22 protein-coding genes, 5 tRNA genes and 1 pseudogene are annotated in these 23,783 nt (G+C 68.9%); 15 read left to right on the top strand and 13 right to left on the bottom strand.

Going from position 1 to position 23,783, the window contains the following annotated elements; all coding sequences use genetic code 11:
* Nucleotides 1-32 precede the first annotated feature (32 nt).
* Complete coding sequence (locus CES90_RS04770; protein WP_189782505.1) at nucleotides 33-818, bottom strand: S1 family peptidase; 786 nt, start codon at nucleotides 816-818, stop codon at nucleotides 33-35.
* Between the two features lie 221 nt (nucleotides 819-1,039).
* On the opposite strand from CES90_RS04770, the gene CES90_RS04775 reads away from it, so the two are divergent.
* The 3 genes from CES90_RS04775 to CES90_RS04790 all read left to right on the top strand — a co-directional run bounded on the left by CES90_RS04775 (nucleotide 1,040) and on the right by CES90_RS04790 (nucleotide 3,349).
* Entirely contained in the window at nucleotides 1,040-1,540 is a 501-nt protein-coding gene (locus CES90_RS04775) for a hypothetical protein (RefSeq protein WP_208921403.1), read from the top strand.
* A 280-nt stretch (nucleotides 1,541-1,820) separates the two neighbouring features.
* On the top strand, nucleotides 1,821-2,696 hold the full coding sequence (locus tag CES90_RS04785; RefSeq protein WP_189782507.1) for an aminoglycoside phosphotransferase family protein: 876 nt from the start codon (nucleotides 1,821-1,823) through the stop codon (nucleotides 2,694-2,696).
* 38 nt (nucleotides 2,697-2,734) lie between these two features.
* Complete coding sequence (locus CES90_RS04790) at nucleotides 2,735-3,349, top strand: YdeI/OmpD-associated family protein (RefSeq protein ID WP_189782508.1); 615 nt, start codon at nucleotides 2,735-2,737, stop codon at nucleotides 3,347-3,349.
* Here the strand turns inward: CES90_RS04790 and CES90_RS04795 are convergent.
* On the bottom strand, nucleotides 3,324-3,857 hold the full coding sequence (locus tag CES90_RS04795; protein WP_373313314.1) for a GNAT family N-acetyltransferase: 534 nt from the start codon (nucleotides 3,855-3,857) through the stop codon (nucleotides 3,324-3,326). The genes CES90_RS04790 and CES90_RS04795 overlap by 26 nt on opposite strands.
* Nucleotides 3,854-4,411: a YceI family protein gene (locus CES90_RS04800; protein ID WP_189782509.1), complete on the bottom strand. Its 558-nt coding sequence runs from the start codon at nucleotides 4,409-4,411 to the stop codon at nucleotides 3,854-3,856. The genes CES90_RS04795 and CES90_RS04800 overlap by 4 nt, the downstream gene beginning before the upstream one ends.
* Nucleotides 4,412-4,821: 410 nt before the next feature.
* Here CES90_RS04800 and CES90_RS04805 point away from each other — a divergent pair, with 410 nt between their 5' ends.
* A complete protein-coding gene (locus CES90_RS04805) occupies nucleotides 4,822-6,405 on the top strand; it encodes an acyl-CoA carboxylase subunit beta (RefSeq protein WP_189782510.1) in 1,584 nt (527 codons plus the stop codon).
* 57 nt (nucleotides 6,406-6,462) lie between these two features.
* Nucleotides 6,463-6,657 carry an acyl-CoA carboxylase epsilon subunit gene (locus CES90_RS04810; RefSeq protein ID WP_189782511.1) on the top strand — a complete coding sequence of 65 codons (195 nt, stop codon included), beginning with the start codon at nucleotides 6,463-6,465 and terminating at the stop codon, nucleotides 6,655-6,657.
* Nucleotides 6,658-6,845: 188 nt separating this feature from the next.
* On the opposite strand, the gene CES90_RS04815 is transcribed toward CES90_RS04810, so the two are convergent.
* From CES90_RS04815 to CES90_RS04850, 8 genes are all read right to left on the bottom strand, one after another.
* The gene (locus CES90_RS04815; protein ID WP_009314218.1) at nucleotides 6,846-7,427 is read right to left on the bottom strand and encodes a GTP-binding protein; all 582 of its coding nucleotides are present in this window, start codon (nucleotides 7,425-7,427) and stop codon (nucleotides 6,846-6,848) included.
* On the bottom strand, nucleotides 7,408-7,977 hold the full coding sequence (locus tag CES90_RS04820; protein ID WP_189782512.1) for a DUF742 domain-containing protein: 570 nt from the start codon (nucleotides 7,975-7,977) through the stop codon (nucleotides 7,408-7,410). The genes CES90_RS04815 and CES90_RS04820 overlap by 20 nt, the downstream gene beginning before the upstream one ends.
* Nucleotides 7,978-8,075: 98 nt before the next feature.
* Nucleotides 8,076-8,489, bottom strand: a complete 414-nt coding sequence (locus CES90_RS04825) for a roadblock/LC7 domain-containing protein (RefSeq protein ID WP_004983065.1) — start codon at nucleotides 8,487-8,489, stop codon at nucleotides 8,076-8,078.
* Nucleotides 8,490-8,499: 10 nt separating this feature from the next.
* Nucleotides 8,500-11,730 carry a sensor histidine kinase gene (locus CES90_RS04830; protein WP_189782513.1) on the bottom strand — a complete coding sequence of 1,077 codons (3,231 nt, stop codon included), beginning with the start codon at nucleotides 11,728-11,730 and terminating at the stop codon, nucleotides 8,500-8,502.
* A gap of 408 nt (nucleotides 11,731-12,138) precedes the next feature.
* Nucleotides 12,139-12,714 (bottom strand): GTP-binding protein, encoded by a 576-nt coding sequence (locus tag CES90_RS04835; RefSeq protein WP_189782514.1) that lies wholly within the window; start codon nucleotides 12,712-12,714, stop codon nucleotides 12,139-12,141.
* Nucleotides 12,695-13,093 (bottom strand): DUF742 domain-containing protein, encoded by a 399-nt coding sequence (locus tag CES90_RS04840; RefSeq protein ID WP_009314205.1) that lies wholly within the window; start codon nucleotides 13,091-13,093, stop codon nucleotides 12,695-12,697. Before CES90_RS04840 ends, CES90_RS04835 begins: the two co-directional genes overlap by 20 nt.
* 113 nt (nucleotides 13,094-13,206) lie before the next feature.
* Nucleotides 13,207-13,620: a roadblock/LC7 domain-containing protein gene (locus CES90_RS04845; protein ID WP_189782664.1), complete on the bottom strand. Its 414-nt coding sequence runs from the start codon at nucleotides 13,618-13,620 to the stop codon at nucleotides 13,207-13,209.
* Nucleotides 13,621-13,629: 9 nt separating this feature from the next.
* A complete protein-coding gene (locus CES90_RS04850; protein ID WP_189782515.1) occupies nucleotides 13,630-17,481 on the bottom strand; it encodes a sensor histidine kinase in 3,852 nt (1,283 codons plus the stop codon).
* Between the two features lie 601 nt (nucleotides 17,482-18,082).
* On the opposite strand from CES90_RS04850, the gene CES90_RS04855 reads away from it, so the two are divergent.
* The 3 genes from CES90_RS04855 (at nucleotide 18,083) to gltX (ending at nucleotide 20,749) form a co-directional block, all read left to right on the top strand.
* Nucleotides 18,083-18,262, top strand: a complete 180-nt coding sequence (locus CES90_RS04855) for a hypothetical protein (protein WP_189782516.1) — start codon at nucleotides 18,083-18,085, stop codon at nucleotides 18,260-18,262.
* Nucleotides 18,263-18,504: 242 nt separating this feature from the next.
* Nucleotides 18,505-19,281: a fumarylacetoacetate hydrolase family protein gene (locus tag CES90_RS04860; protein WP_189782517.1), complete on the top strand. Its 777-nt coding sequence runs from the start codon at nucleotides 18,505-18,507 to the stop codon at nucleotides 19,279-19,281.
* Nucleotides 19,274-20,749 carry a glutamate--tRNA ligase gene (gltX, locus tag CES90_RS04865; protein WP_189782518.1) on the top strand — a complete coding sequence of 492 codons (1,476 nt, stop codon included), beginning with the start codon at nucleotides 19,274-19,276 and terminating at the stop codon, nucleotides 20,747-20,749. The genes CES90_RS04860 and gltX overlap by 8 nt, the downstream gene beginning before the upstream one ends.
* Nucleotides 20,750-20,811: 62 nt before the next feature.
* On the opposite strand, the gene CES90_RS04870 is transcribed toward gltX, so the two are convergent.
* Entirely contained in the window at nucleotides 20,812-21,096 is a 285-nt protein-coding gene (locus CES90_RS04870; protein ID WP_189782519.1) for a hypothetical protein, read from the bottom strand.
* 88 nt (nucleotides 21,097-21,184) lie between these two features.
* Here CES90_RS04870 and CES90_RS04875 point away from each other — a divergent pair, with 88 nt between their 5' ends.
* From CES90_RS04875 to CES90_RS04900, 6 genes are all read left to right on the top strand, one after another.
* Nucleotides 21,185-21,919: an HAD family hydrolase gene (locus CES90_RS04875; RefSeq protein ID WP_189782520.1), complete on the top strand. Its 735-nt coding sequence runs from the start codon at nucleotides 21,185-21,187 to the stop codon at nucleotides 21,917-21,919.
* A 90-nt stretch (nucleotides 21,920-22,009) separates the two neighbouring features.
* Nucleotides 22,010-22,081: transfer RNA gene (locus tag CES90_RS04880), tRNA-Gln, on the top strand.
* A gap of 42 nt (nucleotides 22,082-22,123) precedes the next feature.
* Nucleotides 22,124-22,196, top strand: a tRNA-Glu gene (locus CES90_RS04885).
* 62 nt (nucleotides 22,197-22,258) lie between these two features.
* Nucleotides 22,259-22,331: transfer RNA gene (locus CES90_RS04890), tRNA-Glu, on the top strand.
* A gap of 20 nt (nucleotides 22,332-22,351) precedes the next feature.
* Nucleotides 22,352-22,423 (top strand) — tRNA-Gln (locus tag CES90_RS04895).
* A gap of 28 nt (nucleotides 22,424-22,451) precedes the next feature.
* Nucleotides 22,452-22,524 (top strand) — tRNA-Glu (locus CES90_RS04900).
* A gap of 51 nt (nucleotides 22,525-22,575) precedes the next feature.
* Here the strand turns inward: CES90_RS04900 and CES90_RS04905 are convergent.
* Entirely contained in the window at nucleotides 22,576-23,220 is a 645-nt protein-coding gene (locus CES90_RS04905) for a MerR family transcriptional regulator (RefSeq protein ID WP_189782521.1), read from the bottom strand.
* A gap of 91 nt (nucleotides 23,221-23,311) precedes the next feature.
* Here CES90_RS04905 and CES90_RS04910 point away from each other — a divergent pair.
* Nucleotides 23,312-23,776 (top strand): annotated as a pseudogene (locus CES90_RS04910) (DUF4188 domain-containing protein); the annotation flags it as partial.
* Nucleotides 23,777-23,783: the final 7 nt, after the last annotated feature.

Below are 23,783 nucleotides of genomic sequence, written 5' to 3' on the forward strand. Positions count from 1 at the left end.
CGAGGTGATGCCGGACCACGCCGGACCGCGTGCTACAGCGTGGCCGCCGCGGAGGCGATCTGGGACGCGAAGGTGGAGACCTCGGCGTAGACACCGGGGGCGTTGGGACGGGCGCAGCCCTCGCCCCAGCTGACTATGCCGACCTGGATCCAGGCGCCCGCGTTGTCCTTGCGGAACATCGGGCCGCCGGAGTCGCCCTGGCAGGTGTCGACGCCGCCCTGGGCGAAGCCGGCGCAGATCTCCTCGCTCGCGACGAGTCCGCTGTAGCTGCCGCCATAGGCGCGGCAGGTGGCGTCACTGACGAACGGCACCGTGGCCTTGAGCAGATAGCGCTGCTGGGCGCCGCCCTCGCGGGCCGCTCCCCAGCCGGCGACGGTGAAGTCACCGGCGTTGTACTGCGTGGTGGTGGCGATCTTCAGCGTCGGCAGGTTGATCGGCTGGGCGAGCTTGATGAGCGCCCAGTCCTTGCCGGTGCCGTTGTAGCCGGGCGCCTGGAGGACCTTGGTGGAGCGCACCTGGACCCGGCCGCTCGTGGACTGCAGGTCCACGACTCCGGCGGTGGCCGTGATGCCGGTGTTGTTGCCGGACCCGCTCACACAGTGCGCGGCGGTGAGCACGATCTGCTGGGTGTACAGCGCGCCGCCACAGCCCATCGACAACCGGACCATGAACGGGAACTCGCCCTGCGCGGCCCGCGTCCCGCCGACCACCGGCGCCGGCGCGGCCTCGGCCGCCGTCACGGGCTGCAGGCTGGCGATGGCGAGCGCGGCGGCACCGATGACCGCGCATCTCTTGAGTGCCGTGAGGAGCTTCTTCAAGGTGACGCCTTCCGTGGGGGGTTCACTGGGGGAGAAATGTGACGCGCTCATGTCAACTGCGCCAAAGGGTTGTGTGATGTTGCCATGGACGGGTCAATTTCTGTTGCGTGGATTATGTGAACCCTGTGAGTGGCGACACAAGGGGGCGGATTCAGCCATGCACCTTTGGCTTGAGTGCACGATTACGATCAGACCTCAGGGCTTCGGGGGCAGGGGATCTGATGGGCGGCTTGGCAGGTCTGGGGCGTCGGGGCGCGCTGGCGCTGGGCGCGGCGACACTACTCGCGGCGTGTACGCCGACCACGAAAAGCACGGATGAGAACACAGTCCGTACGGATTCCGAACCGCTGGAACGTCGCTTCACCGAGCTCGGCTCGCTCTCGGACGCTCATTGGCTCGGCTTCGCGCTGGGCGGCGATTCGAGGGTGTCCGCTCCGGGTCCCACCGATGTTCGTGTGGTGGGCTTCGCCCGGCTGACGGCGGGTGGCGTCGCCGCCATCGTCGGGGGACGGCAGCGGGGTTTTCAGCGCGAGACGCCGAGCAAGCCACCGGAAACTCTCGCGCAGTTCACGCCCAAGAGCGCCAGGTGGGTCCGAAGCGAGTCCTTCGACCGTGAGGTGACGGGCGGGACGTATTCGGGCGCGTTCTATTTCGACCCGAGTGGGGACTGGGTCTACTTCGACACGATCAATCCCGAAGTCGTCTCCAGCTCCGGACCGTGATCGCGTCCTGGCTCGGCCCCGGACGGGACCTGGGAGTCGCGGATGTGAACGGCGGAGCCGAGGGGCGGCGACCTCGACGCAGTCGCCGCCTTGGCTGCCGCTGTAGCTGGACTTGAACCGCGCAAGGTCGGCCGAGCGATCGTGCCGCGTTCACCCACTGCTCGAGCGGCTCCGCCACACCGAGGCCCTGCTCGCTGAGCGAGGAGTCGACACCGTACGCGGCGAGTGGGTCGGGGAAAACCATGTTGGCCGATGCCGCATTCGTACGCACAATGGCCCGGTGCCTGAGATCACCGTCGAACTCGTACGCGCACTGATCGCCGACCAGTTCCCCGAGTGGGCAGACCTCCCGGTCGGACCCGTCGAGCGGCAGGGGTGGGACAACCGCACCTTCCGGCTCGGCGACGAGCTGACCGTTCGGCTGCCGAGCGCGGAGGGGTATGCGGCGGCCGTGGCGAAGGAGGACCGCTGTCTGCCCGGTCTGGCCGGGCATCTGTCGCTGCCGGTGCCGGAACCGGTCGCTGTCGGGCGGCCGGCGGCGGGCTATCCGTTCCCGTGGTCGGTGCGCAGGTGGCTTCAGGGGGAGACGGTCGAGGCCTCGGCCGACATCGATCGCGTCCGACTCGCCCGCGATCTCGGCGACTTCCTGACCGAGCTGCGCCAGGCTCCCGTAGGGCGGGGCCCGGCCGCCGGGCTGCACTCGTACTACCGCGGCTGCCACCCCAGCGTGTACGGCGACCAGGTCGAGGAGGCCCTGGAGAGGCTCGACGGTGTCGTCGACGCGGCCGCCTGCCGGGCCGTGTGGTCGGACGCGTTGACGTCGGCCTGGCCGTCGGCGCCGACCTGGTTCCACGGTGACGTCGCCGTCGGGAACCTGCTCGCCACCGACGGGGCACTCTCCGCCGTCATCGATTTCGGCACGTGTGGCGTCGGCGACCCCGCCTGCGATCTCGTCATCGCCTGGAACTACTTCGCCGGCGAGGAGCGGAAGGTCTTCCGGGAGGCCGTCGGGCTGCCTGACGACGCCTGGCGGCGAGGGCGCGGCTGGGCGATGTGGAAGGCGCTGATCTGCATGGCGGGGCTGGCCGCTCCGGATACGGAGGGCGTTCAGGCCCGCGTGCTGGTCCAGGTGCTGGAGGATCCGGTCGCCGTATAGGACAGATGCTGGCCCATCTGCTACCTAATGTGACTTCCATGGCCACTCCTGAAGCCGCCGATGTGCGAGCGTTCCCGGATGTCGACCACCTCGACACCTGGCTCACCGCCCACCCCGCCCCGCACCCCGGTCTGTGGGTGAAGGTCGCCAAGAAAGGGACCGGTATCCCTTCCGTCAGCGCGGGTGACGTCAACGACGCCGCACTCTGCCACGGCTGGATCACCGGTCACCGGCGGCGGCTCGACGAGGCGTACTACCTGCAACGGATCACACCGCGCAGGCCGCGCAGCGACTGGTCGATGGTGAATGTGCGGAGGGTCGAGGAGCTCACCGCCGCCGGGCGGATGCGGCCCGGCGGGCTCGCGGAGGTGGACGCGGCCAAGGCGGACGGGCGGTGGGCGGCGGCGTACGAGTCGCAGAAAGAGGCCGGCGTGCCGGAGGATCTGGCGGCGGCCCTGGAACGCAGCCCCGCGGCCGCGCGGGAATTCCAGCGCCTCGGGAAGACGGACCGATATCTCGTCGTCCTCGGCCTGCTGAAGGCCCGCACAGCACGCACCCGCGTCGCCCGGCTTGAGAAAGCCGTGGCCAGGCTGGAAGCCGAGGGCCACCCGCGACAACCGATCGAGGTCAGCTCCCCGCCGAGTAACACCTGATCGTCACCGGGCTCTGGTCCGCGCCCCACCGTTGCTCGACCGTGGCCAGCAACTCCCAGCCCAGCCGCTCGTACAGCGCGGCCGCGGCCGTGTCCGTCGCCACCACGTCGAGCACCGGGTGCAGACCCAGCCCCCGCGCTTCGGCCACCGCCCGGTCCATCAGCAGCGAGCCGATCCCGTGCCCCCGCGCCCACGGGGCGACGAACAGCCGGCTGACCACGGCGGTCGCCTCGACGGCCGTACCCGTACGCGCACTCCACAGCCCCGGCGCCGAGTCTCCCGCCTCGCTCGCGCACAGCCCGACATGGCCCGCGACCCGGCCGTCCGACTCCGCCACCCAGGCCGCCATGAGCGACGGCGGCGACAGCCAATCGCCGGGGGAGGGCGGCCAGTTCACCGGGTAGCCGTCGCGCTCGTGGACCTCGGCGAGCGCTCGGACGCACTCGTCGAGGTCACGATCACTTCGCTGCCGGACTCGAGCAGCGGGCTTCCCGTCACGCAGGATCAACCGGCGTCCCGGATCGCCGAGATGTCGAAGTTCAGCTTGATCTTGTCGGACACCAGCACCCCGCCCGTCTCCAGCGCCGCGTTCCACGTCAGACCCCACTCGGAGCGCAGGATCTCCGCCTTGCCCTCGAAACCCACGCGCTCGTTGCCGAAGGGGTCCTTGGCGGCGCCGTTGAACTCCAGGTCGATGGTGAGCGGCTTGGTGGTGCCGAGGATGGAGAGGTCGCCGGTGATGCGGTAGTCGTCGCCGCCCAGGGCCTCCGCCTTGGTCGAACGGAAGGTCATCATCGGGAACTCGTCGGTCTTGAAGAAGTCCGCGCTCTTCAGATGGCCGTCACGGTCGGCGTTGCCCGTGTCGATGCTGTCCATCTTGACGTCGATCGAGGCGGTGGACCGGGACGGGTCCGTGCCGTCGAGGTGCAGGCTGCCGGAGAAGTCGAGGAAGCCGCCCTTGACGTTGGTGACCATGGCGTGGCGGACCACGAAGCCGATGGTCGTGTGGGACGCGTCGATCGTGTAGTCGCCGGTCAGCGCGGCCTGCTCGGGGGTGCCCATGACGTGCTCCTTCGGTGAGGTGGTTCAACGACTGGTGAGGTGGTTCAACGACGGCCCAGGTCGCGCCGCCGAAGTTCGTTCAATCTTCAACGAAGTGAACACGGCTCACCGTAGGTCTATTCCGTCCGAGTTTCAACCTTGTCGCTTCCGTGATCGCCGAGTCGCGCAATGTTGATCTTCAGGGTGTGTGGGTACGCCGTCGGGCCGTACCGATACCCTCCGCATGAGCGAACGCCGCGCACGGGCCGGGGCCGACCGGGATTGTGCGACCCCTACAAGCCCCATACCCCCTGAGCAGTCGGTTCGCCTGCATGGCGGGACGATTCTGTTCAGTGGTACCAGGAAAACACCCCGGAGACTGTACGGAGTCGACGGACCGGTTTGCTCGCTCGGCTTCGTAAGGTCGCTACATGACCGTTTTGGATGAGGCGCCGGGTGAGCCGACGGACGCGCGCGGGCGAGTGGCAGAACTGCACGAGATTCGTGCGCAGGCGATCGCCGGCCCCAGCGAGAAGGCGACCGAGGCGCAGCACGCCAAGGGCAAGCTGACCTCCCGGGAGCGCATCGAGCTGCTGCTGGACCCGGGCTCCTTCAACGAGGTCGAGCAGCTGCGCCGGCACCGGGCCACCGGGTTCGGTCTGGAGGCCAAGAAGCCGTACACCGACGGTGTCGTCACCGGCTGGGGCACGGTGGAGGGCCGTACGGTCTTCGTCTACGCCCATGACTTCCGCATCTTCGGCGGCGCCCTCGGCGAGGCCCACGCCACGAAGATCCACAAGATCATGGACATGGCCATCGCGGCCGGGGCCCCGCTGGTGTCGCTCAACGACGGTGCGGGCGCCCGTATCCAGGAGGGCGTCTCGGCCCTCGCCGGCTACGGCGGCATCTTCCAGCGCAACACTCGGGCGTCCGGTGTCATCCCGCAGATCTCCGTGATGCTCGGCCCGTGCGCCGGCGGCGCGGCCTACAGCCCCGCCCTCACGGACTTCGTCTTCATGGTCCGCGAGACCTCGCAGATGTTCATCACCGGCCCGGACGTCGTCAAGGCGGTCACCGGTGAGGAGATCACCCAGAACGGCCTCGGCGGCGCCGATGTGCACGCCGAGACCAGCGGTGTGGCCCACTTCGCGTACGACGACGAGGAGACCTGCATCGCCGAGGTGCGCTACCTCCTGTCGATGCTCCCGCAGAACAACAGGGAGAACCCGCCGCGCGTGGAGGCCTCCGACGCGGTGGACCGCCGCAGCGAGGTCCTCCTGGACCTCGTCCCGGCGGACGGCAACCGGCCGTACGACATGGCCAAGGTCATCGAGGAGATCGTCGACGACGGCGACTACCTCGAGGTCCACGAGCGCTGGGCCCGCAACATCATCTGCGCCCTCGGCCGTCTCGACGGCCAGGTGGTCGGCATCGTCGCCAACCAGCCGCAGACGCTGGCCGGTGTCCTGGACATCGAGGCCAGCGAAAAGGCCGCCCGCTTCGTGCAGATGTGCGACGCCTTCAACATCCCGATCGTCACTCTTCTGGACGTACCCGGCTTCCTCCCGGGCGTCGACCAGGAGCACGGTGGGATCATCCGCCACGGCGCGAAGCTGTTGTACGCCTACTGCAACGCGACCGTGCCCCGGATCTCCCTGATCCTGCGGAAGGCGTACGGAGGTGCTTACATCGTCATGGACAGCCAGTCGATCGGGGCGGACCTCACGTACGCGTGGCCGACCAACGAAATCGCCGTGATGGGCGCCGAGGGTGCCGCCAACGTCATCTTCCGACGGCAGATCGCCGACGCCGAGGATCCCGAGGCGATGCGGGTCCGGATGGTCAAGGAGTACAAGGCCGAGCTGATGCACCCGTACTACGCGGCCGAACGCGGCCTCGTGGACGACGTGATCGATCCCGCGGACACCCGCGCGGTCCTCATCCGCTCCCTCGCGATGCTCCACACCAAGCACGCCGACCTGCCCTCCCGCAAGCACGGCAACCCGCCCCAGTAACCCAGCGGATCCCTCTCGGTACCCCTGCGGAAACCTCGTCCCTGGAGACTGACACCCATGAACCTGCCTGACATTCGCGTCGAGAAGGGCCACGCCGAGCCGGAGGAAGTGGCCGCGATCACCGCGCTGCTCCTCGCCCGCGCCGCCGCCCAGCCCTCCGAGACCACCCCGGCCCACCGAGGCCGCGCCCGCGCCGGCTGGCGCCGCCTGGAGCGTGAGCCGGGCTTCCGGGCACCCCACAGCTGGCGCTGAGCCTTGTCTTGAAAGGGCCCCTTCCTGACGGGAAGGGGCCCTTTCGTATGTGTGTCGGCTGCGGGTGAGTGGGGGCTGGTCGCAACGACGAAGCACTCGTAGCCACCAATGCGCCTCAGAAGAATGGTGTGTGGCAAAAAGAAGGGGCGCCCTCCAAGAAGAAGGGCGCCCCTTACTTGCTTACCTACTCACCGAAGGCGGGCCATCAGCGCATGCTCGACCAACGTGATCAGGGCCGACTTCGCGTCCGCCCGATGCCGCGCGTCCGTCGTGATGATCGGAGTGTCGGGCCCGATCTGGAGCGCTTCCCGGACTTCGTCCGGGTTGTACGGCTGCTGGCCGTCGAAGCCGTTCAACGCGATCACGAAGGGCAGGCCGCTGTTCTCGAAGTAGTCGACGGCCGGGAAGCAGTCCGCGAGCCGACGGGTGTCGACGAGGACGATCGCGCCGATGGCGCCGCGCACGAGGTCGTCCCACATGAACCAGAAGCGATCCTGACCGGGGGTGCCGAACAGGTACAGGATCAGGTCCTGGTCCAGGGTGATACGGCCGAAGTCCATGGCGACGGTCGTCGTCGTCTTGTCTCCGGTGTGGGTGAGGTCGTCGATGCCCGCCGACGCGGACGTCATGACGGCCTCGGTACGCAGCGGGTTGATCTCCGAGACGGCCCCGACGAACGTGGTCTTGCCCACGCCGAAGCCACCCGCCACCACGATCTTCGCTGAGGTGGTGGAGCGGGAAGGACCGCCGCTAGAGCTTGCGAAGTCCACTGAGCACCCTTTCGAGCAGTGTCACGTCTGGCTGACCGCCGGCGCTCTCGTCGCCGCCGGGCTGATGGATGGCGACCAGGCCCGCCTCCGCCAAGTCGGCGACGAGGATCCTGGCCACGCCGAGGGGGATGGTCAGGAGCGCCGAGATTTCGGCGACCGACTTGATCTCTCGGCAGAGGTTGCAGATCCGCTGATGCTCGGGCAACTGGCCCTGCATCTGGTGCGGCTGCGCGGTGGTGTGTACCAGCGCCTCGATGGCGAGCTGGTAGCGCGGCCTGGTGCGGCCGCCCGTCATGGCGTACGGGCGCACCAGGGGGTTGCTCGCCGCCCCGGCGGGCGACGGCTCGGGGGCGCGGCGCTGCGGCTGCACGGGCTGGATGCGCGGCGCCGGCGGTTGGTCGTACGGTGAAGGGCCGGGGCCCTGCGGTGCGTACGGCTGCTGGCGGCTCGGTGCGGAGGGGAAGTTGTATCGGTTCTGGTCACCCTGGCCCGGCCCCTGGCCAGGGTAGGACCAGTTGCCCGACGATGAACCGCCTGGGGGTGTTGCCACGTTCTCTCCTCCTCCGACTGTGCTGGCATCCATGGCTCATTGGAAGCCGCGTCCCGAAACCTTACGGCCCCGGGACGCCAAAACGCACCGTCTGTCTGTTAGTTGAGCAGGCTGCCCTGGAGCTCCGCACGCAGATCGGGCGTCAGGACGGTGCCGGCGCGGTCCACCAGAAGTGCCATCTCGTACCCAATGAGACCGATGTCCGCCTCCGGGTGTGCGAGAACGGCGAGCGAGGAACCGTCGGAGATGGACATGATGAAGAGGAATCCCCGCTCCATCTCCACAACCGTCTGATTGACGCTGCCACCCTCGAAAATTCGGGAGGCACCCGCGGTCAGAGAAGTAAGACCCGACGCTACGGCCGCCAGCTGGTCGGCGCGGTCGCGCGGGAACCCTTCGGACATCGCCAGAAGGAGTCCGTCGGCGGAGACCACCACCGTGTGCGACACCCCGGGGGTGTTGTCCACGAAATTGGTGATCAACCAGTTCAGGTTCTGTGCCGCCTGGCTCATCGGGCTCACACTAACGCTCCTGGTTGTAGGTGCTGTCAGGACCGAAGCCCTGGCCGTTCGTTTCACTGCCTGCGTTGCGTCCCCGCTGGACCCCTCGGCGCAGGTTGCTCAGCCTGCCCCGGACGTCCTCGGGAGCGCGGGAGATCTGTGGACCTCCCTGCGGGGTCGTCTTCGCGGCGCCCTCGACCAGGTTGGCCTTGGGCACCCGCCGCGGCAGGCCGGAAGAGGTGACCCCGCCCGCCTTCGGCTTCTTGAGCTGGGAAGCCTGCTGCCAGCGCTCGTCGTTGGCCGAGCGCCAGTCGGTGCCCGTCTCCCCGGTCGCCGGCTGCTGGTCCTGGGCCACCTGCTGCCGTCCGTTCGCGGCGCCTGCGCTCGTGCCGCCCGCGCTCGCGGTGGATCCGCGGCGGGGCAGGCCGGCGTCGGTCATCGCGTGGCCGGCGGAGGGGGTGGATCCCGGACGGTCGAAGCCTACGCGGTCCGGCTCCTTCACGTCAGCGGCCTGCGCAGATTCCGGTTCCGGAGCGTACTCGGAGCGGTAGGAGCTCTGGTAGTCCTGCTGCTGCGGCCAGTCGTCCTGATAGGACGGTTCTTCGAAGCCCGAGTACGTCTCCGGAGCGGTCGGCGCCTGCTCCTCCTGGAGGGACTCCGCATACGCGGGCTCGGGGTAACCGCCGGTAGCCCCGAAGCTGTCGTTCCCTCCCGGCAGTTGGACGTTGCCGTTCGGCGTGGCGCCGCCCTGGGGGAAGTACGTCTCGTCGTACGACGGCTGCTGCGGCTCCTCGTACGCCGTCTGCTGGTCGAACGACCGCTGCGGGTCCACGAAGGCCGTGGCACCGTTGTCGTAGGACGGCTCGGGTGCCTGGAAGTCGTCTCCGTAGCGCGGGGCCTCAGCCCCTGGGGGCAGCTGCGGGTTCTGGCCGTGCGCCTGGGCCTCCAGGGCCGCGCGGCGCTCCTCGCGTATCAGGGAGCGGCCCACGGGGTCCAGCTCGCGGATGTCGTCCGGGACCTCGTAACGACTGTCGTCGAAGCCGAGTTCGGCGGCGGTCCGCATGGGGGGTATGCCCTGCTGCTGGAAGGCGTGCTGCTGCTCGGGGATGATCTGCGAGACCGTGAACTGGTCGGCCTGCGGCTGCTGCTCGCCACCGCCACCGTGGGTGATGACGTCCGGGAGCATGACCAGCGAGGTCGTACCGGCCTGCTCGCCCGAGGGGCGGAGCTGGACGCGGATGCCGTGTCGGTCGGACAGCCGGCCGACCACGAACAGACCCATGCGCTGCGAGATGGCGGCGTCCACGGTCGGCGGGTTGGCCAGCTTGTGGTTGATGTCCGCGAAGTCCTCGGCGGTGAGGCCGATGCCCTTGTCGTGGATCTCGATCATCACGCGGCCGTCGGGGAGACGGGTCGCGGTGACGCGGACCTTGGTCTGGGGGGAGGAGAACGTGGTTGCGTTCTCGAGGAGCTCGGCGAGCAGGTGCACGAGGTCGGTCACGGCGCGGCCGTGGATCTCGGCCTCCGGGACACCGGAGAGCTCGATGCGCTCGTACTGCTCCACCTCGGAGGAGGCGGCGCGCAGCACGTCGATCAGCGGGACCGGCTGGTCCCAGCGACGGCCGGGCTCCTCGCCCGCGAGGACCAGGAGGTTCTCGCCGTTGCGACGCATACGGGTCGCCAGGTGGTCCAGCTTGAAGAGGTTCTCCAGCTGGTCCGGGTCGGCCTCGTTGTTCTCCAGGTCGGTGATCAGGGTCAGCTGGCCCTCGATCAGCGACTGGTTGCGGCGCGAGAGGTTGGTGAAGATCGCGTTGATGTTGCCCCGCAGGAGGGCCTGTTCGGCGGCGAGCCGGACGGCCTCGCGGTGGACCTGGTCGAAGGCGCGGGCGACTTCGCCGATCTCATCCGTGGTGGTGATCGGGATGGGCGCGACCCGGGTGTCGACGCGACCGGGGTCGGTGCGCGAGAGCTGGTCGACCAGCATCGGCAGGCGCTGCTCGGCGATACCGAAGGCGGCGTTGCGCAGCTGGCGCATCGAGCGGCTCATCTGGCGGGCCATGATCCCGGCGATGATGAACGCGGCGAGCAGGGCGACCACGACGATCGCGCCGTTGATGTAGGCGTCGCGCTGGGCGTCGGAGGCGATCTTGCCGGCCTCGTCCACTGCGCGGTTGATCAGTTCGGTCTCGACCTCGCTGTAGCCCTCGAACTTGAGGGTGGAGGCGGCCATCCAGGTGGCCGGGGTGACGCCGAGGGCCTTCAGCTCGTCGGGCGACTGCCCGCTGCCTATCGCCTCGATCATTTTCAGCATGGAGGAGGGCGGCGGGGTGAAGTTCTGCCCCTTGGCCTTGGCCGCGGCCGCGGCGTCGGCGACCTGCTTCTTCCCCTCCTCCTCCTTCTGCTCGAGGACCTGCTGGAGTCGGGCGGCGTCCGCCTCGGTACCACCGGAGACGTACTCCTGGATGGCGACGTTCTCGAGGTAGGCGTACGAGGTGAACGCGGTGACCTGGCGGCGGAAGGTCGCCTGGTCCTCGCTGGGGCGGATCAGCAGGTGCATGCCGATGGCGCGCTGGAGGGAGGCGGCGCCCTTGGCGAGGGCGATCGCGTAGACGGAGCGGCCGTAGGCGGTGACGTTGCCGGTGCCGAGGCCGAGCTCGTTGGAGAACTCCATCAGCAGGTGCTCGACGGCGACGTAGCCCTCTTCGGTCTGTACGGGGTCGGCGGCGCGGGTGAACGCGGTCTGCCGGAGCTTGTCGAGCTGCGGCTCGGCCTCCTCGACCAGGCGGAGGCGGCGCTCCAGGCCCTGGCCGTCGGGCATCCCCACGACCTCGGTGTGGAAGGCGTCGGCCTTCTCGTCGGTGAAGGCGCGGGTGTCCTTGACGATGTCGCTGTCCCGCTTGCCCTGGAGCAGCGGCTCGGCGGAGAGGTCACGCTCGTTGAGCAGCGCCTCGGCGTACACGGCCGCGGCGGCCACGATCTTGGCGACCTTCTCCGCGTCCCGTGCTTCCTGCCAGGTGTCGATGGAACCCTTCACCTGGAAGCCGCCCATGACAAGGCCGACCAGCACGGGTATCAGCAGGATCGCGTTCAGACGGGTGGGCACCCGCCAGTTGCGGGGGGAGAGACGACTGCCGCTGGGAGCGGGAGCTGCCGTCGGCTCCGGTCCGGTCACTTGTGTGGGTGCCGCTCCGCGCGGCGGCGGGGTGAAGTTGCCCCGCGCCGACGACTCGGGACCTTTCTTGCTTCGCCTCACTCGACCAACAACCTCTCGGCGCCGGCACCTACGTCGTGCCGCGGGTGACTCCACGCCCTAGTACGTTTTTGACTAATGGGCAGTTCAGGCATTCCAGCACGTCACGCTGATGACTTCCAAACACTGGGAGGCAACGATTCCGCGTGATGTAAGTCCCAGATAAATCGGTCAAACAGAGCGAGCCCCGGCAAAAAGTGGGGTCCTTGTGAGCACAGAGGCACCGATCGACCGCGACGCGTGGTCGTACCACCCTATTTTTCTGTCGAAACGTTATGAACACCGAGGCCGACCGTGTCAAAGGACACAGTCGGCTTCGGTGTATCTACGACAACTGCCGTATGGCGTTGTGGACTTGGGCCGTATTTCGGGCCCAAGCGGTCCAGGCGCGGCGTTTGAGTTCCTGCTTTCCTACCGCAGCCGCGCCATGAGCGCGTGCTCGACGAGGGTGATCAGGGCCGACTTGGCGTCCGCGCGATGGCGGGCGTCCGTCGTGATGATCGGGGTGTCGGGCCCGATCTGCAGGGCCTCGCGGACCTCGTCGGGCGAGTACGGCTGGTGCCCGTCGAAGCCGTTGAGGGCGATGACGAAGGGCAGGCCGCTGTTCTCGAAGTAGTCGACGGCCGGGAAGCAGTCGGCGAGCCGGCGGGTGTCCACCAGGACGACGGCTCCGATGGCGCCGCGCACGAGGTCGTCCCACATGAACCAGAAGCGGTCCTGACCGGGCGTACCGAAGAGGTACAGGATCAGGTCCTGGTCCAGGGTGATACGGCCGAAGTCCATGGCGACCGTCGTGGTCGTCTTGTCCCCGGTGTGCGTCAGGTCGTCGATGCCGGCCGAGGCGGAGGTCATCACGGCCTCGGTGCGCAGCGGGTTGATCTCCGAGACGGCGCCCACGAACGTGGTCTTGCCCACGCCGAAGCCACCCGCCACCACGATCTTCGCCGAGGTGGTGGTCCGTCCCGATTCAGAGCTTGCGAAGTCCACTGAGCACCCTTTCCAGCAGAGTCACGTCCGGCGCGCCACCGGCGTTCTCGTCGCCACCGGGCTGGTGGATCGCGACGAGTCCGGCCTCGGCGAGGTCCGCGACAAGGATCCGGGCCACACCGAGCGGCATGGACAGCAGGGCCGATACCTCGGCCACCGACTTCACCTCGTGGCACAGGTGGCAGATCCGCTGGTGCTCGGGAAGCAGTCCCATGAGGTGCGCGGGGTCTGCCGTCGTGCTGATCAGCGCCTCGAGGGCGAGCTGGTAACGCGGCCGCGTCCGGCCACCGGTCATGGCGTACGGCCGAACCAGCGGCTGGTCGCCCTCGTCTCCGTACGGCTCTGCGTACGGATCGTGAGGAGCGGTGGGCGGGGTCATGGATCCTCCGAGCGGGACAGCAAGTCGGTGTCAGTCGAGCCGTCTGACGGGGGCCGGTGGGGGGACTGTGACGGCCGGACGGTGATTTGGTGAGGTCTGTGGATCCGCAGGCGTCAGTGGAGCAGACTGCCTTGAAGTTCGGCGCGCAGGTCGGGCGTGAGCACGGTGCCCGCGCGGTCGACGAGCAGCGCCATCTCGTAACCGACGAGGCCGATGTCGCACTCGGGGTGGGCGAGGACCGCCAGGGACGAACCGTCCGAGACGGACATCAGGAAGAGGAACCCGCGTTCCATCTCCACCACCGTCTGGGCCACGTCCCCACCCTCGAAGATCCGGGACGCCCCGGCCGTGAGCGAGGTGAGCCCGGAGGCGACCGCGGCGAGCTGGTCGGCCCGGTCGCGCGGGAACCCTTCGGACATCGCCAGAAGGAGTCCGTCGGCGGACACGACGACGGTGTGGGACACCCCGGGGGTGTTGTCCACGAAGTTGGTGATCAACCAGTTGAGGTTCTGTGCCGCCTGGCTCATCTGGCTCAACTAACGCTCCTGCTGGTGAGTGGGGCTCGGGAAGCTGCCGGTCTGGCCGGTACCGGCCTGTCGACCCTGCGCGATGCCCCGACGGAGATTGGTCAGCCGGCCGCGAACGTCGTCAGGCGCACGCGAGACCTGCGGACCGGTTTGGTGCTGTTGCTGCTGAGCCGTCCCCGGCACGAGGTTCGCGCGCGGGACCCGGCGCGGCAGGCCGGAGGTGGTGACTCCGCCGGCCGACGGCTGACGGACTCGTTCGGCCTGGCGGACCAGGTCGTCATTGGGTGTGCTGCGCCAGCTGGGCGACGCCGACGCGGCGGTTGCCGCCGGCCGCTGGGGCGCGACCGGAGCCTGGGGAGCCTGGGCGGGCCGCTGGGCCTGCTGGCCGCCGCCCTGGCCGTTCTGACCGCCCTGACCGTGGAACCAGTTGGTCTCCAGCGTGTCGTACAGCGGGGTACGGCCGTCGCCCGGACTCGCGGCCGGAGGCAGTGCCTCCGGCTCCTGCGGACGCGTGGCGGGGCGCTGCGGGGGCATCGGCGGACGCTGCGGCGGCCTGGGCGCACCGAAGTTCTCACCGTTGACCTGCGGCCGCTCGAACTGACCGGTGTCCTGCGGGCTCTGCCGCCCGGGCAGGTTGAACTGCCCGGTGCTCTGGCCGTTCTGGCGGCCCGGCACGTTGAACTGCCCGGTGTCCTGCGGGTTCTGGCGGCCGGGAACCGGGAACTGCCCGGTGTCCTGCGGGTTCTGCCGACGCGGTGCCGGGAACTGTCCGGTGCCGGAGCCGTCGAAGCTCGCTGACGCGAACTGACCGGTCGACGAGGGGTCCTGCGAGGCGCCGCGGAACGGACCGGTGGGCGCCGGAGGGGCGCCGGCCCCGCCGTACACGTCGGAGCGGATGAACGATCCGGTGTCGTTCTGCCCGGCGTCCGCGCCGGGGCGCTGGGCGTCGAAGTCAGGACGTCCGGCAGGCGCGGAACGCGGGAAGTCGGTGCCGGAGCCCGGGCCCTGGCCGGGCTCGATCCGCGGCATCGGCGCGGTGATGTCCGGCTGCTCGTCGTGGCCGCGTGGGGCGTCCAGCGAGGCGCGGGGCACCGGCGGCTGCGCGTTCTCGTCGCTCCAGCTCGGCGTGCGCGACGGGGAGTTGCCGCCGGGCAGCTCGGCCCGCGCACCACCGCGGCCGGGCAGCTGCGGACGACGCCTGCGGGAACGTTCCTTGCCCTGCTTGGGCGGTACGGCGCCGGGACCGCTGTCACCGGGGCCGCCCGGACGCTGACCCTGGCCGCCGTCGGCGAAGCCGCCCTGACGTCCGGAGTCGCTGAAGTTCTCGAAGGCCCCGGGGCCACCGGTCCCGGCGGCCTGGAGGCCCTGCGGGGCACCCGGAGCCTGGCCGCCGCCGAACATGTCGACACCGGCACCGGCCGGAGCCGGCCGTCCACCCTGCGGCGGCGGACCGCCCTGCGGCCCACGCGGACCACCCGGGGCGCCGAAACCACCCGGACCACTGGAGTTGCCGGGCAGCGCGGCCCGCGGACCCTGTCCGGCACCCACCTGCCCGCGCTGCGGGACGGCACCGAGACGTCCGGGGCCACCGCCGAGCGGCGGGCCCGCCTGACCGCTGGTCTGGCGACGTGCGGCTGCGGCACCGGCCGCGGCCTGCGCGGCGGCCGGACCACCGGTGGAGGGGCCCTGGCCGGGCTTGCCGGGGGTGGGCTTCTTGTTGCCCTGCGCGACATCGACGGGAAGCATGACGAGCGCGGTCGTACCGCCCGAGTCGGACGGACGCAGCTGGATCCGGATGCCGTGCCGCTGCGACAGACGACCGACCACGAACAGACCCATGCGCCGGGAGACCGACACGTCCACGGTGGGCGGCGCGGCGAGCCGCTCGTTGATCGCGGCGAGGTCCTCGGGGGAGAGACCGATACCGGTGTCGTGGATCTCGATCAGCACTCGGCCGTCGGGCAGCGCGTGACCGGTGACCTTGACCTTGGTCTGCGGCGAGGAGAAGGAGGTGGCGTTCTCCAGCAGCTCGGCGAGCAGGTGCACGAGGTCGTTGACGACCCGGCCGGCGACCTCGGTGGCGGGCACGGCCGCCAGCTCGATGCGCTCGTACTGCTCCACCTCGGACGCCGCGGCACGGAGCACGTCGACCAGCGGGACCGGACGGGTCCAGCGGCGGCCGGGCTCTTCACCGGCGAGAACGAGGAGGTTCTCACCGTTACGGCGCATGCGGGTGGCGAGGTGGTCGAGCTTGAACAGGGAGGACAGCTGGTCGGGGTCGGCCTCGCGGGACTCCAGTTCGGAGATGAGCGACAGCTGGCGCTGGATCAGACCCTGGGAGCGGCGCGAGAGGTTGGTGAACATCGCGTTGACGTTGCCCCGCAGCAGGGCCTGCTCGGCGGCGAGGCGGACCGCCTCGCGGTGCACGTCGTCGAAGGCCGCGGCCACCTGGCCGATCTCGTCCCGGGAGTGCACACCGACCGACTCGACGGAGGTGTCGACGTCCTGCGGGTCCGACTCCGAGAGCTGCTTGACCAGCTCGGGCAGCCGGTCCTGGGCGACCTTGGTCGCGGTGTCCTGCAGCCGCCGCAGCGAACGGATCATGGACCGGGCCACGACGAAGGCGCCGACCAGGGAGACACCGAGGACGAGCAGGATCAGCGCACCGGAGATGATCGCTTCCTGCTCGGACTCGCTGCGGAGCTGACGAGCGGTCTGCTCCATCTCCTCCAGCAGAGAGTTCTCGATCTTCTTCATCTGCTCGATCTTGGAAGACGAGTCGTCGATCCAGTCCTTGTACGTGCGCCTGTCCTGGGAGGCCAGACCGCCGTTGCTGGCGAGCACCCGGTCCGCGTAGACGTCGGCGGCCTCGATGGTCGGGCTCGCGTCGTCGATCTGCTTGGTTACTTCCTCGGCACCGTCACCGTAGATGTCGGAGAAGGTGGTGCGGTCCGACTGCTCGTTCGCCAGTGCCGAGCTCGCGTACAGCCGGTCGTTCTCGGAGAGAGAGCCGGCCTTGTCGTCGGTCTCGGGCAGGGCGGCCGCGATGACCGCGCGCTGTACGGAGGCGTACTCCTTGGCGGAGGAGAAGGCCGCCAGGGCACGCGTGCGCGTGATCATGTCCGGGTTGCTGGTGGCCTCGGCCATGTCCGTGGACAGACCCAGCAGCTGGGTGATCAGACGGTGGTACGCCTCGACGGTCTGCGTGGAGTTCCTGGCGTCCTCGTAGGCGTTGCCGCGGATGCCGTTGAGGTTGTTGAGCTCGCGCGCGACGCGGACGAGGCTGTCGCGGACACCGGGGAGCTTGTCCGTGGTGTTCGCGTTCTCGGCTTCCTGGGTCGCGTCGAGGAACTGGACCCGCTCCCGGTCCGTCGTCTCGCGGCTGCCCTTGACCGTGTAGTCGGTGGCGTTCAGGCCGTGCGCGAGGGGGCCGGCGGAGAGGTCGCGCTCCTTCTGGAGCGCGTCGGCCAGCTCGGTCGCCTGCTTGGTCATGTCGGTCAGCAGCCGCATGTTCTCGAGCTGCTGGATGTCGTCCACGTTGTCGCCGATGCGGAGCGCGCCGAGCGAGGTCGCCGCCACCACGGGGAGCGCGAGCAGCGAGACGAGACGGGTGGAAATGCGCCAGTTGCGCAGAGCTATTCGTGAACCCGTGCCACCGGAGCCGACCTTGTTGCCGCCCTTGGGCTTCCCGGGCGGCGGGGGAGGAGCAGACGCGCCGGGGCGCCCGGAGCGCTCACCGCCGTCGCCGATCTCCGCCGGACCCGGGTTCTGGGCGTGCTGGGGGGAGGAACCGTGACCGGCTCCGTTGTGTGGCTCCGGCTCCGCCGAAGCGCTGCCATCCCTCTTGAAACGTCCCTGCACTAGCGTCGCAACCTCTGGACCAGGCGCCCCTCCGCGTGAACGGCGGGGCGGTGTCGGCGTCTTGGGGGCGCCCTGAATACGTCCCCTGTTGGTGGTCGTGAGTGACCGGCGCTGGCTCCCCCTTCCACCGCCGCCAGGCGCTGCTTTGCGCCTCTGCGCGCCGGCACGATCCTGCGGCGGTCCGTGGAATTCCAGCACAGTGCCGGACCTCCAACAAGGCCAATGGATAACGGTCTGTTCACTGTGACAGAGTGTGAGGCGTGCGTTACTGGATGTGGACAGGGTTCCCCGTCAAAACGGGCATAGTTCTGCGATTCACCGCCGCGAGCGGGGTGTCCCAGTCGCCATGATCAGGAGCGGAATGCGGGCTTCAGGTGACTAATGCCCGTTTTGCCACAGTGGGTTGAGGATCCGGATTGCCCGGTTTGCCCATGAGTGAGTGAGCAAACTCACACGCCGATCATGCCTTCTTCACGCCTTGACCCGGGAATCCGATGTTTAGCCTGACGCTTTACAGGGATGGCTAATCCGACAACCCGCGCTTGTGGGGCGACTCTTACGGTCGGCCCGGCGCCCGCATACGACGAGGTCCTGAACAACAGTGAAGACGACGATGATGTTCCGCACGATAGCCAACCCCCGGCGCACCACGCTGGCCCACCTCGCCGACGCCGAGGAGCTGCGCACGCCGGAGCTGGAGCATTCTGTCGACCTCCCCTCCCAGACCGCCAACCCGCGCCGGACCGTCCTCATGAAGGTCCCGGTCCCGGCCGCGGAGTAGTTGCACGGTCAAGTACGGGCAGGACTCGCCCGCTGCTCAAGGCGGATCCTGTGAATACGAGACGGTCCCTGTGAGAACACAGGGAAAAGGGCGCCCGGCCACACGACCAGGGCGCCCTTCTTGTGCACGCGCCGCCACGCAAGGCGTCTATTGCGCGAGGCAGGCACCCTGAGGGGCGCCCCTCCCGCGTTAGCCTGGAGCGTCAGACTCCAGCCAGCTCAGTTAAGGGGCGCAAGCATCCCGTGCGCATCGCCAGGTTCTCCATCGACGGGAACGTAGCCTTCGGCGCGGTCGAGGGCGACAAGCCGGACGAGCTCGTCCTCGACATCATCAAGGGCATTCCGTTCGCGGACTTCGAGCTCTCCGGTACGAAGGTCCCGGTCAGCAAGGTCAGGCTGCTGCCGCCGGTGCTCCCCAACAAGGTCGTCGCCTTCGGCCGCAACTACGCCGAACACGCCAAGGAACTGGGCAACGAGGTGCCCGACGCCCCGTTCGCCTTCTTCAAGCCGGCCACCTCGGTGATCGGCCCCGGCGACGAGATCCAGTACCCCTCCTTCTCGCAGGAACTGCACCACGAGGCCGAGCTGGCCGTGGTCATCGGCCGCATGTGCCGCGAGGTCCCGCGCGACCGCGTCAAGGACGTGATCTTCGGCTACACCTGTGCCAACGACGTCACCGCGCGCGACGTCCAACGTCGCGAGAAGCAGTGGGCCAGGGCCAAGGGCTTCGACACCTCCTGCCCGCTCGGCCCCTGGGTGGAGACCGACCTCGACCCGAGCGACCTCACCATCCAGCTCACGGTCAACGGCGCACAACGCCAGCTCGGCCGTACGAGCGAGATGATCCACTCCATCGAGGATCTGATCGTCAACATCACCGAGGCCATGACGCTGCTCCCCGGCGACGTCATCCTCACGGGCACCCCGGCAGGCGTCGGGCCGCTCACCGTCGGCGACGAGGTCGCCGTCACCATCGAAGGCATCGGCACTCTCACCAACAAGGTGATCAAGCGTGGCTAACGGCTCCGTCCGCGTACGTTTCTGTCCGTCCCCGACCGGCAACCCCCATGTGGGCCTGGTCCGCACGGCCCTGTTCAACTGGGCGTTCGCCCGCCACACCGGCGGCACGTTCGTCTTCCGCATCGAGGACACCGACGCGGCCCGTGACTCCGAGGAGTCCTACGAGCAGCTCCTGGACTCCCTGCGCTGGCTGGGCTTCACCTGGGACGAGGGCCCCGAGATCGGCGGCCCGCACGCGCCGTACCGCCAGTCGCAGCGCATGGACACCTACAAGGAGATCGCCCAGAAGCTCCTGGAGGCCGGCCACGCGTACCACTGCTACTGCACCGCCTCGGAGCTGGAGGAGCGCCGCGACGCCGCTCGCGCGGCCGGCAGGCCCTCCGGCTACGACGGCAAGTGCCGCGAGGTCACGCCCGAGCAGAAGGAGCGGTACGAGGCAGAGGGCCGCGAGTCGATCGTCCGCTTCCGCATGCCCGACGAGACGATCACCTTCACGGACCTCGTCCGCGGCGAGCTCACCTTCACCCCGGAGAACGTGCCGGACTACGGCATCGTCCGCGCGAACGGCGCCCCGCTCTACACGCTGGTCAACCCGGTCGACGACGCCCTGATGGAGATCACCCACGTCCTGCGCGGCGAGGACCTCCTTTCTTCTACGCCCCGTCAGATCGCCCTGTACAAGGCGCTGATGGAGCTGGGCATCGCCAAGTCCGTGCCCCAGTTCGGCCACCTGCCGTACGTGATGGGCGAGGGCAACAAGAAGCTCTCCAAGCGCGACCCGCAGTCCTCGCTCAACCTCTACCGCGAGCGCGGCTTCCTCCCCGAGGGCCTGCTCAACTACCTGTCCCTCCTCGGCTGGTCGCTCTCGGCGGACAAGGACATCTTCACGATCGAGGAGATGGTCGCCGCCTTCGACATCGCCGACGTGAACCCCAACCCGGCCCGCTTCGACCTGAAGAAGTGCGAGGCGATCAACGCCGACCACATCCGCATGCTGGGTGTGAAGGAGTTCACCGAGCGCTGCGCCCCCTGGCTGAAGGCCCCCTTCGCCCCCTGGGCCCCGGAGGACTTCGACGAGACGAAGTGGCAGGCGATCGCCCCGCACGCGCAGACCCGTCTGAAGGTCCTCTCGGAGATCACCGACAACGTCGACTTCCTGTTCCTGCCGGAGCCGGTCGAGGACGAGGCGAGCTGGACGAAGGCGATGAAGGAGGGCAGCGACGCCCTGCTCCGCACGGCCCGCGAGAAGCTGGAGTCGGCCGACTGGACCTCGCCCGAGTCCCTCAAGGAGGCCGTCCTGGCCGCCGGCGAGGCCCACGGCCTCAAGCTCGGCAAGGCCCAGGCCCCCGTCCGTGTCGCCGTCACCGGCCGTACGGTCGGCCTGCCCCTCTTCGAGTCCCTGGAGATCCTCGGCAAGGAGAAGACGCTGGCCCGCATCGACGCGGCGCTGGCCAAGCTGGCGGCGTAACTCCGGCGCATGTGTGAGGGGCGGCACCCGGCGATTCGGGTGTCGCCCCTCAAACGTTCCTCTCAGACGGTGTCGCTCTCGTCGATGAGGTACGCGAACTCGTCGAAGATTTCCAGTACGACGATGACCATGATGGCTCCCGCGACCATGTACTCCAGCATCACGCCGGGGGCCACGTACGCCTTCCGCAGGTGTTCGTCCGGGCCGAGCTGCGCGGTCGCGTTCTTGCGGAAGGGATCACGCGCCAGTATCCGCACAGCCCTGTCCAGGTGGGCTCGACGCTCGCCGGGCAGGCCGTCGTAGGCCGCGCGGGCCTCGACGGTGAACTGGACGCGGTACTCGGTCATGGCTGTGACTCGGTCTTTCACTCGGCAGTCCCACCACGTTAAGGCATCCGCAGTACACGGAGCCCTGCTCACGGTTACGGTCGTTTCCATGAACATCAAGGCCGTGGTCTGGGACATCGACGACACCCTCTTCGACTACACCACGGCCGACCGGACCGGGATGCGCGCCCACTTGGCCGTAGATGGGCTGCTCCACGGGTACGAGTCCGTCGAGCAGGCGCTGGCCCGCTGGAAGGAGCTCACCAGCCTGCACTGGCGGCGGTACGCGGCGGGCGAGGGCGACTGGGAGGCCACGCGGCGCGACCGTGTACGGGACTTCCTCGGGGAGCCGCTGCTGACCGACGCGGAGGCGGACGACTGGTTCGAGCGCTACATCGCCCACTACGAGCGCGCCTGGGCCCTCTTCCCGGACGTCCTTCCTGTCCTGGACGCCCTCGCGGCCAGCCACCGGCACGCCGTCCTCTCCAACTCCAGCCTCCCCGTCCAGGAGCGCAAACTGCGCACCCTCGGCGTGTGGGACCGCTTCGAGACGGTGCTGTGCGCCGAACAGCTGGGCGTCCACAAACCGGCCGCCGAGGCGTTCCACGCCGCCTGCGAGGCGCTGGAGCTGCCGCCGCACGAGGTGGCGTACGTCGGCGACCATCCGGAGATCGACGGGAGGGGTGCCGCCGACGCCGGTCTGCTGTCCGTCTGGATCGACCGCGGCGGCGCGTACGCGACCGTCGAACCGCCCGCCGGTCCGCACCGGATCGCCACCCTCGCCGAACTGCCCGCGATCCTCGGCACGGATAGTCGTTTTGGAGCGCCGTCCACCTTCGGGTAATGTTCTTCCTGCGCCGCCGGGGAGCGGGCCGAAAGGCCGGAACTGACGGAGCAAGCTAGAACAAGATCCCTTCAGGGGCTTGCGTTCCAGTGGCCTATGGTGTAATTGGCAGCACGACTGATTCTGGTTCAGTTAGTCTTGGTTCGAGTCCAGGTAGGCCAGCTCGCAGAGCTTATCTGCATATGCGGAGATCAGATCCGCAAAGCCCCCGTTGTGTAGCGGCCTAGCACGCTGCCCTCTCAAGGCAGTAGCGCCGGTTCGAATCCGGTCGGGGGTACAGATCCTTCCCGCGAGGACGGCTCGGGTAGCTCCCACCGACCTCGACGCAGGATCGCTAGGGCCCCCGTTGTGTAGCGGCCTAGCACGCCGCCCTCTCAAGGCGGTAGCGCCGGTTCGAATCCGGTCGGGGGTACTGTCTGGTCTAAACCACATTGGTCTATGGTGTAATTGGCAGCACGACTGATTCTGGTTCAGTTAGTCTTGGTTCGAGTCCAGGTAGACCAGCTCGGACCTGCGGAAACGCAGGCTCCATGCCCCCGTTGTGTAGCGGCCTAGCACGCCGCCCTCTCAAGGCGGTAGCGCCGGTTCGAATCCGGTCGGGGGTACGTCGACGAAAGGCCCCCCACCTCGGTGGGGGGCCTTTCTCGTACCCAGGCCTACTCGATGCCGTACCGGCGCGCCGACTCCTCCTCCTGTGCCAACCGGTGCAACGCCCGCAACACCGGCTCGAAGAGCACCGCCGACGACACCGCCACCTCGACCTTCTCCGTGTCGGACTCATAGGTCTCCATGTGATCCAGGTCCCGCCGGGCCGCCTCGTGCATCAACTCGGCGTAGGGCGCCATGGTTTCGGCGTCGCACGGATAACCGAGCCGCTTCAGTGCGGCTACCAGGGCCACCAGTGAACGGTGCACCGGAGACAGGCCGCCGATCTCCCTCGTGGACTCCCAGCCGAGGATCCCGAGAAGCCGGTCCACCTCTGCCTGCGCGGCGACCGTGATGGGGTCCTCGCCGTCCGGGTCGGGAGCCTGGGGCAACGCCCACCGGGCCGCCCCCAGCCGGATCGTGCGGCCCAGGGAGTCGTCGTCCACATGCTTCAGGACCTCCTTGGCGTTCGCCACCGGCACCCGGCCCACCTGGATCAACGCCCGCACCAGCCGCAGCCGGCGCAGATGCTCCTCGTCGTACTCGGCCGTCGTCGCGTTGATCTGACGGCCGGGCGCCAACAGCCCTTCGCGCAGGTAGTACTTGATCGTCGCGGTGGACACGCCGCTGCGTTCGCTCAACTCGGCCAGTCGCACTGTCTGCGCCCTTCCTTGGCTAGTGGAACTATCCAAGCATGGGTCCTCGGATAGTGCCGCTACCCAATAGGGTCACCGGTAGGGGGAGTCGGCCGTGCACCACTGGGGGCCGGTGTTCGCGGCGATGTCGCGGATGCAGCGGGAACTGCGGAAGGACCCGAGCCGGGGGCTGCTGAACGCGGTGCTGCTCACGGCCTCGCCGTGGACGTACTACGTCGTCCAGTACTGGGAGTCCAAGGAGAAGCTCTACGCGTACGCGCACACCCCCGACGCGTTCCATCGCGTGGCGTGGGCGGCGCTCAACCGCAAGGAGCGGAAGGGGAAGGGCCGGCGGCATGTCGGGCTCTGGCACGAGACGTACGTGGTGCCGGAGGGGGCGTACGAGTCGATCTACGCGGACATGCCGGCGTTCGGCCTCGCGGCGGCAACGGGGACGCTGCCGCTCGAGGGCAGGGGGAGGTCGGCGAAGGAGAGGTTCGCTCATCGGTCGGGGAAAGAGGTGAGTGCCTGGGCGCCGTGTGGGTGCCGGGCTCTGGTGGCTGCGGCTGCGGGTTGACTGTGGT

The sequence above is a fragment of the Streptomyces capitiformicae genome (genome assembly GCF_002214185.1).
In the GTDB taxonomy this organism is placed as follows: domain Bacteria; phylum Actinomycetota; class Actinomycetes; order Streptomycetales; family Streptomycetaceae; genus Streptomyces; species Streptomyces capitiformicae.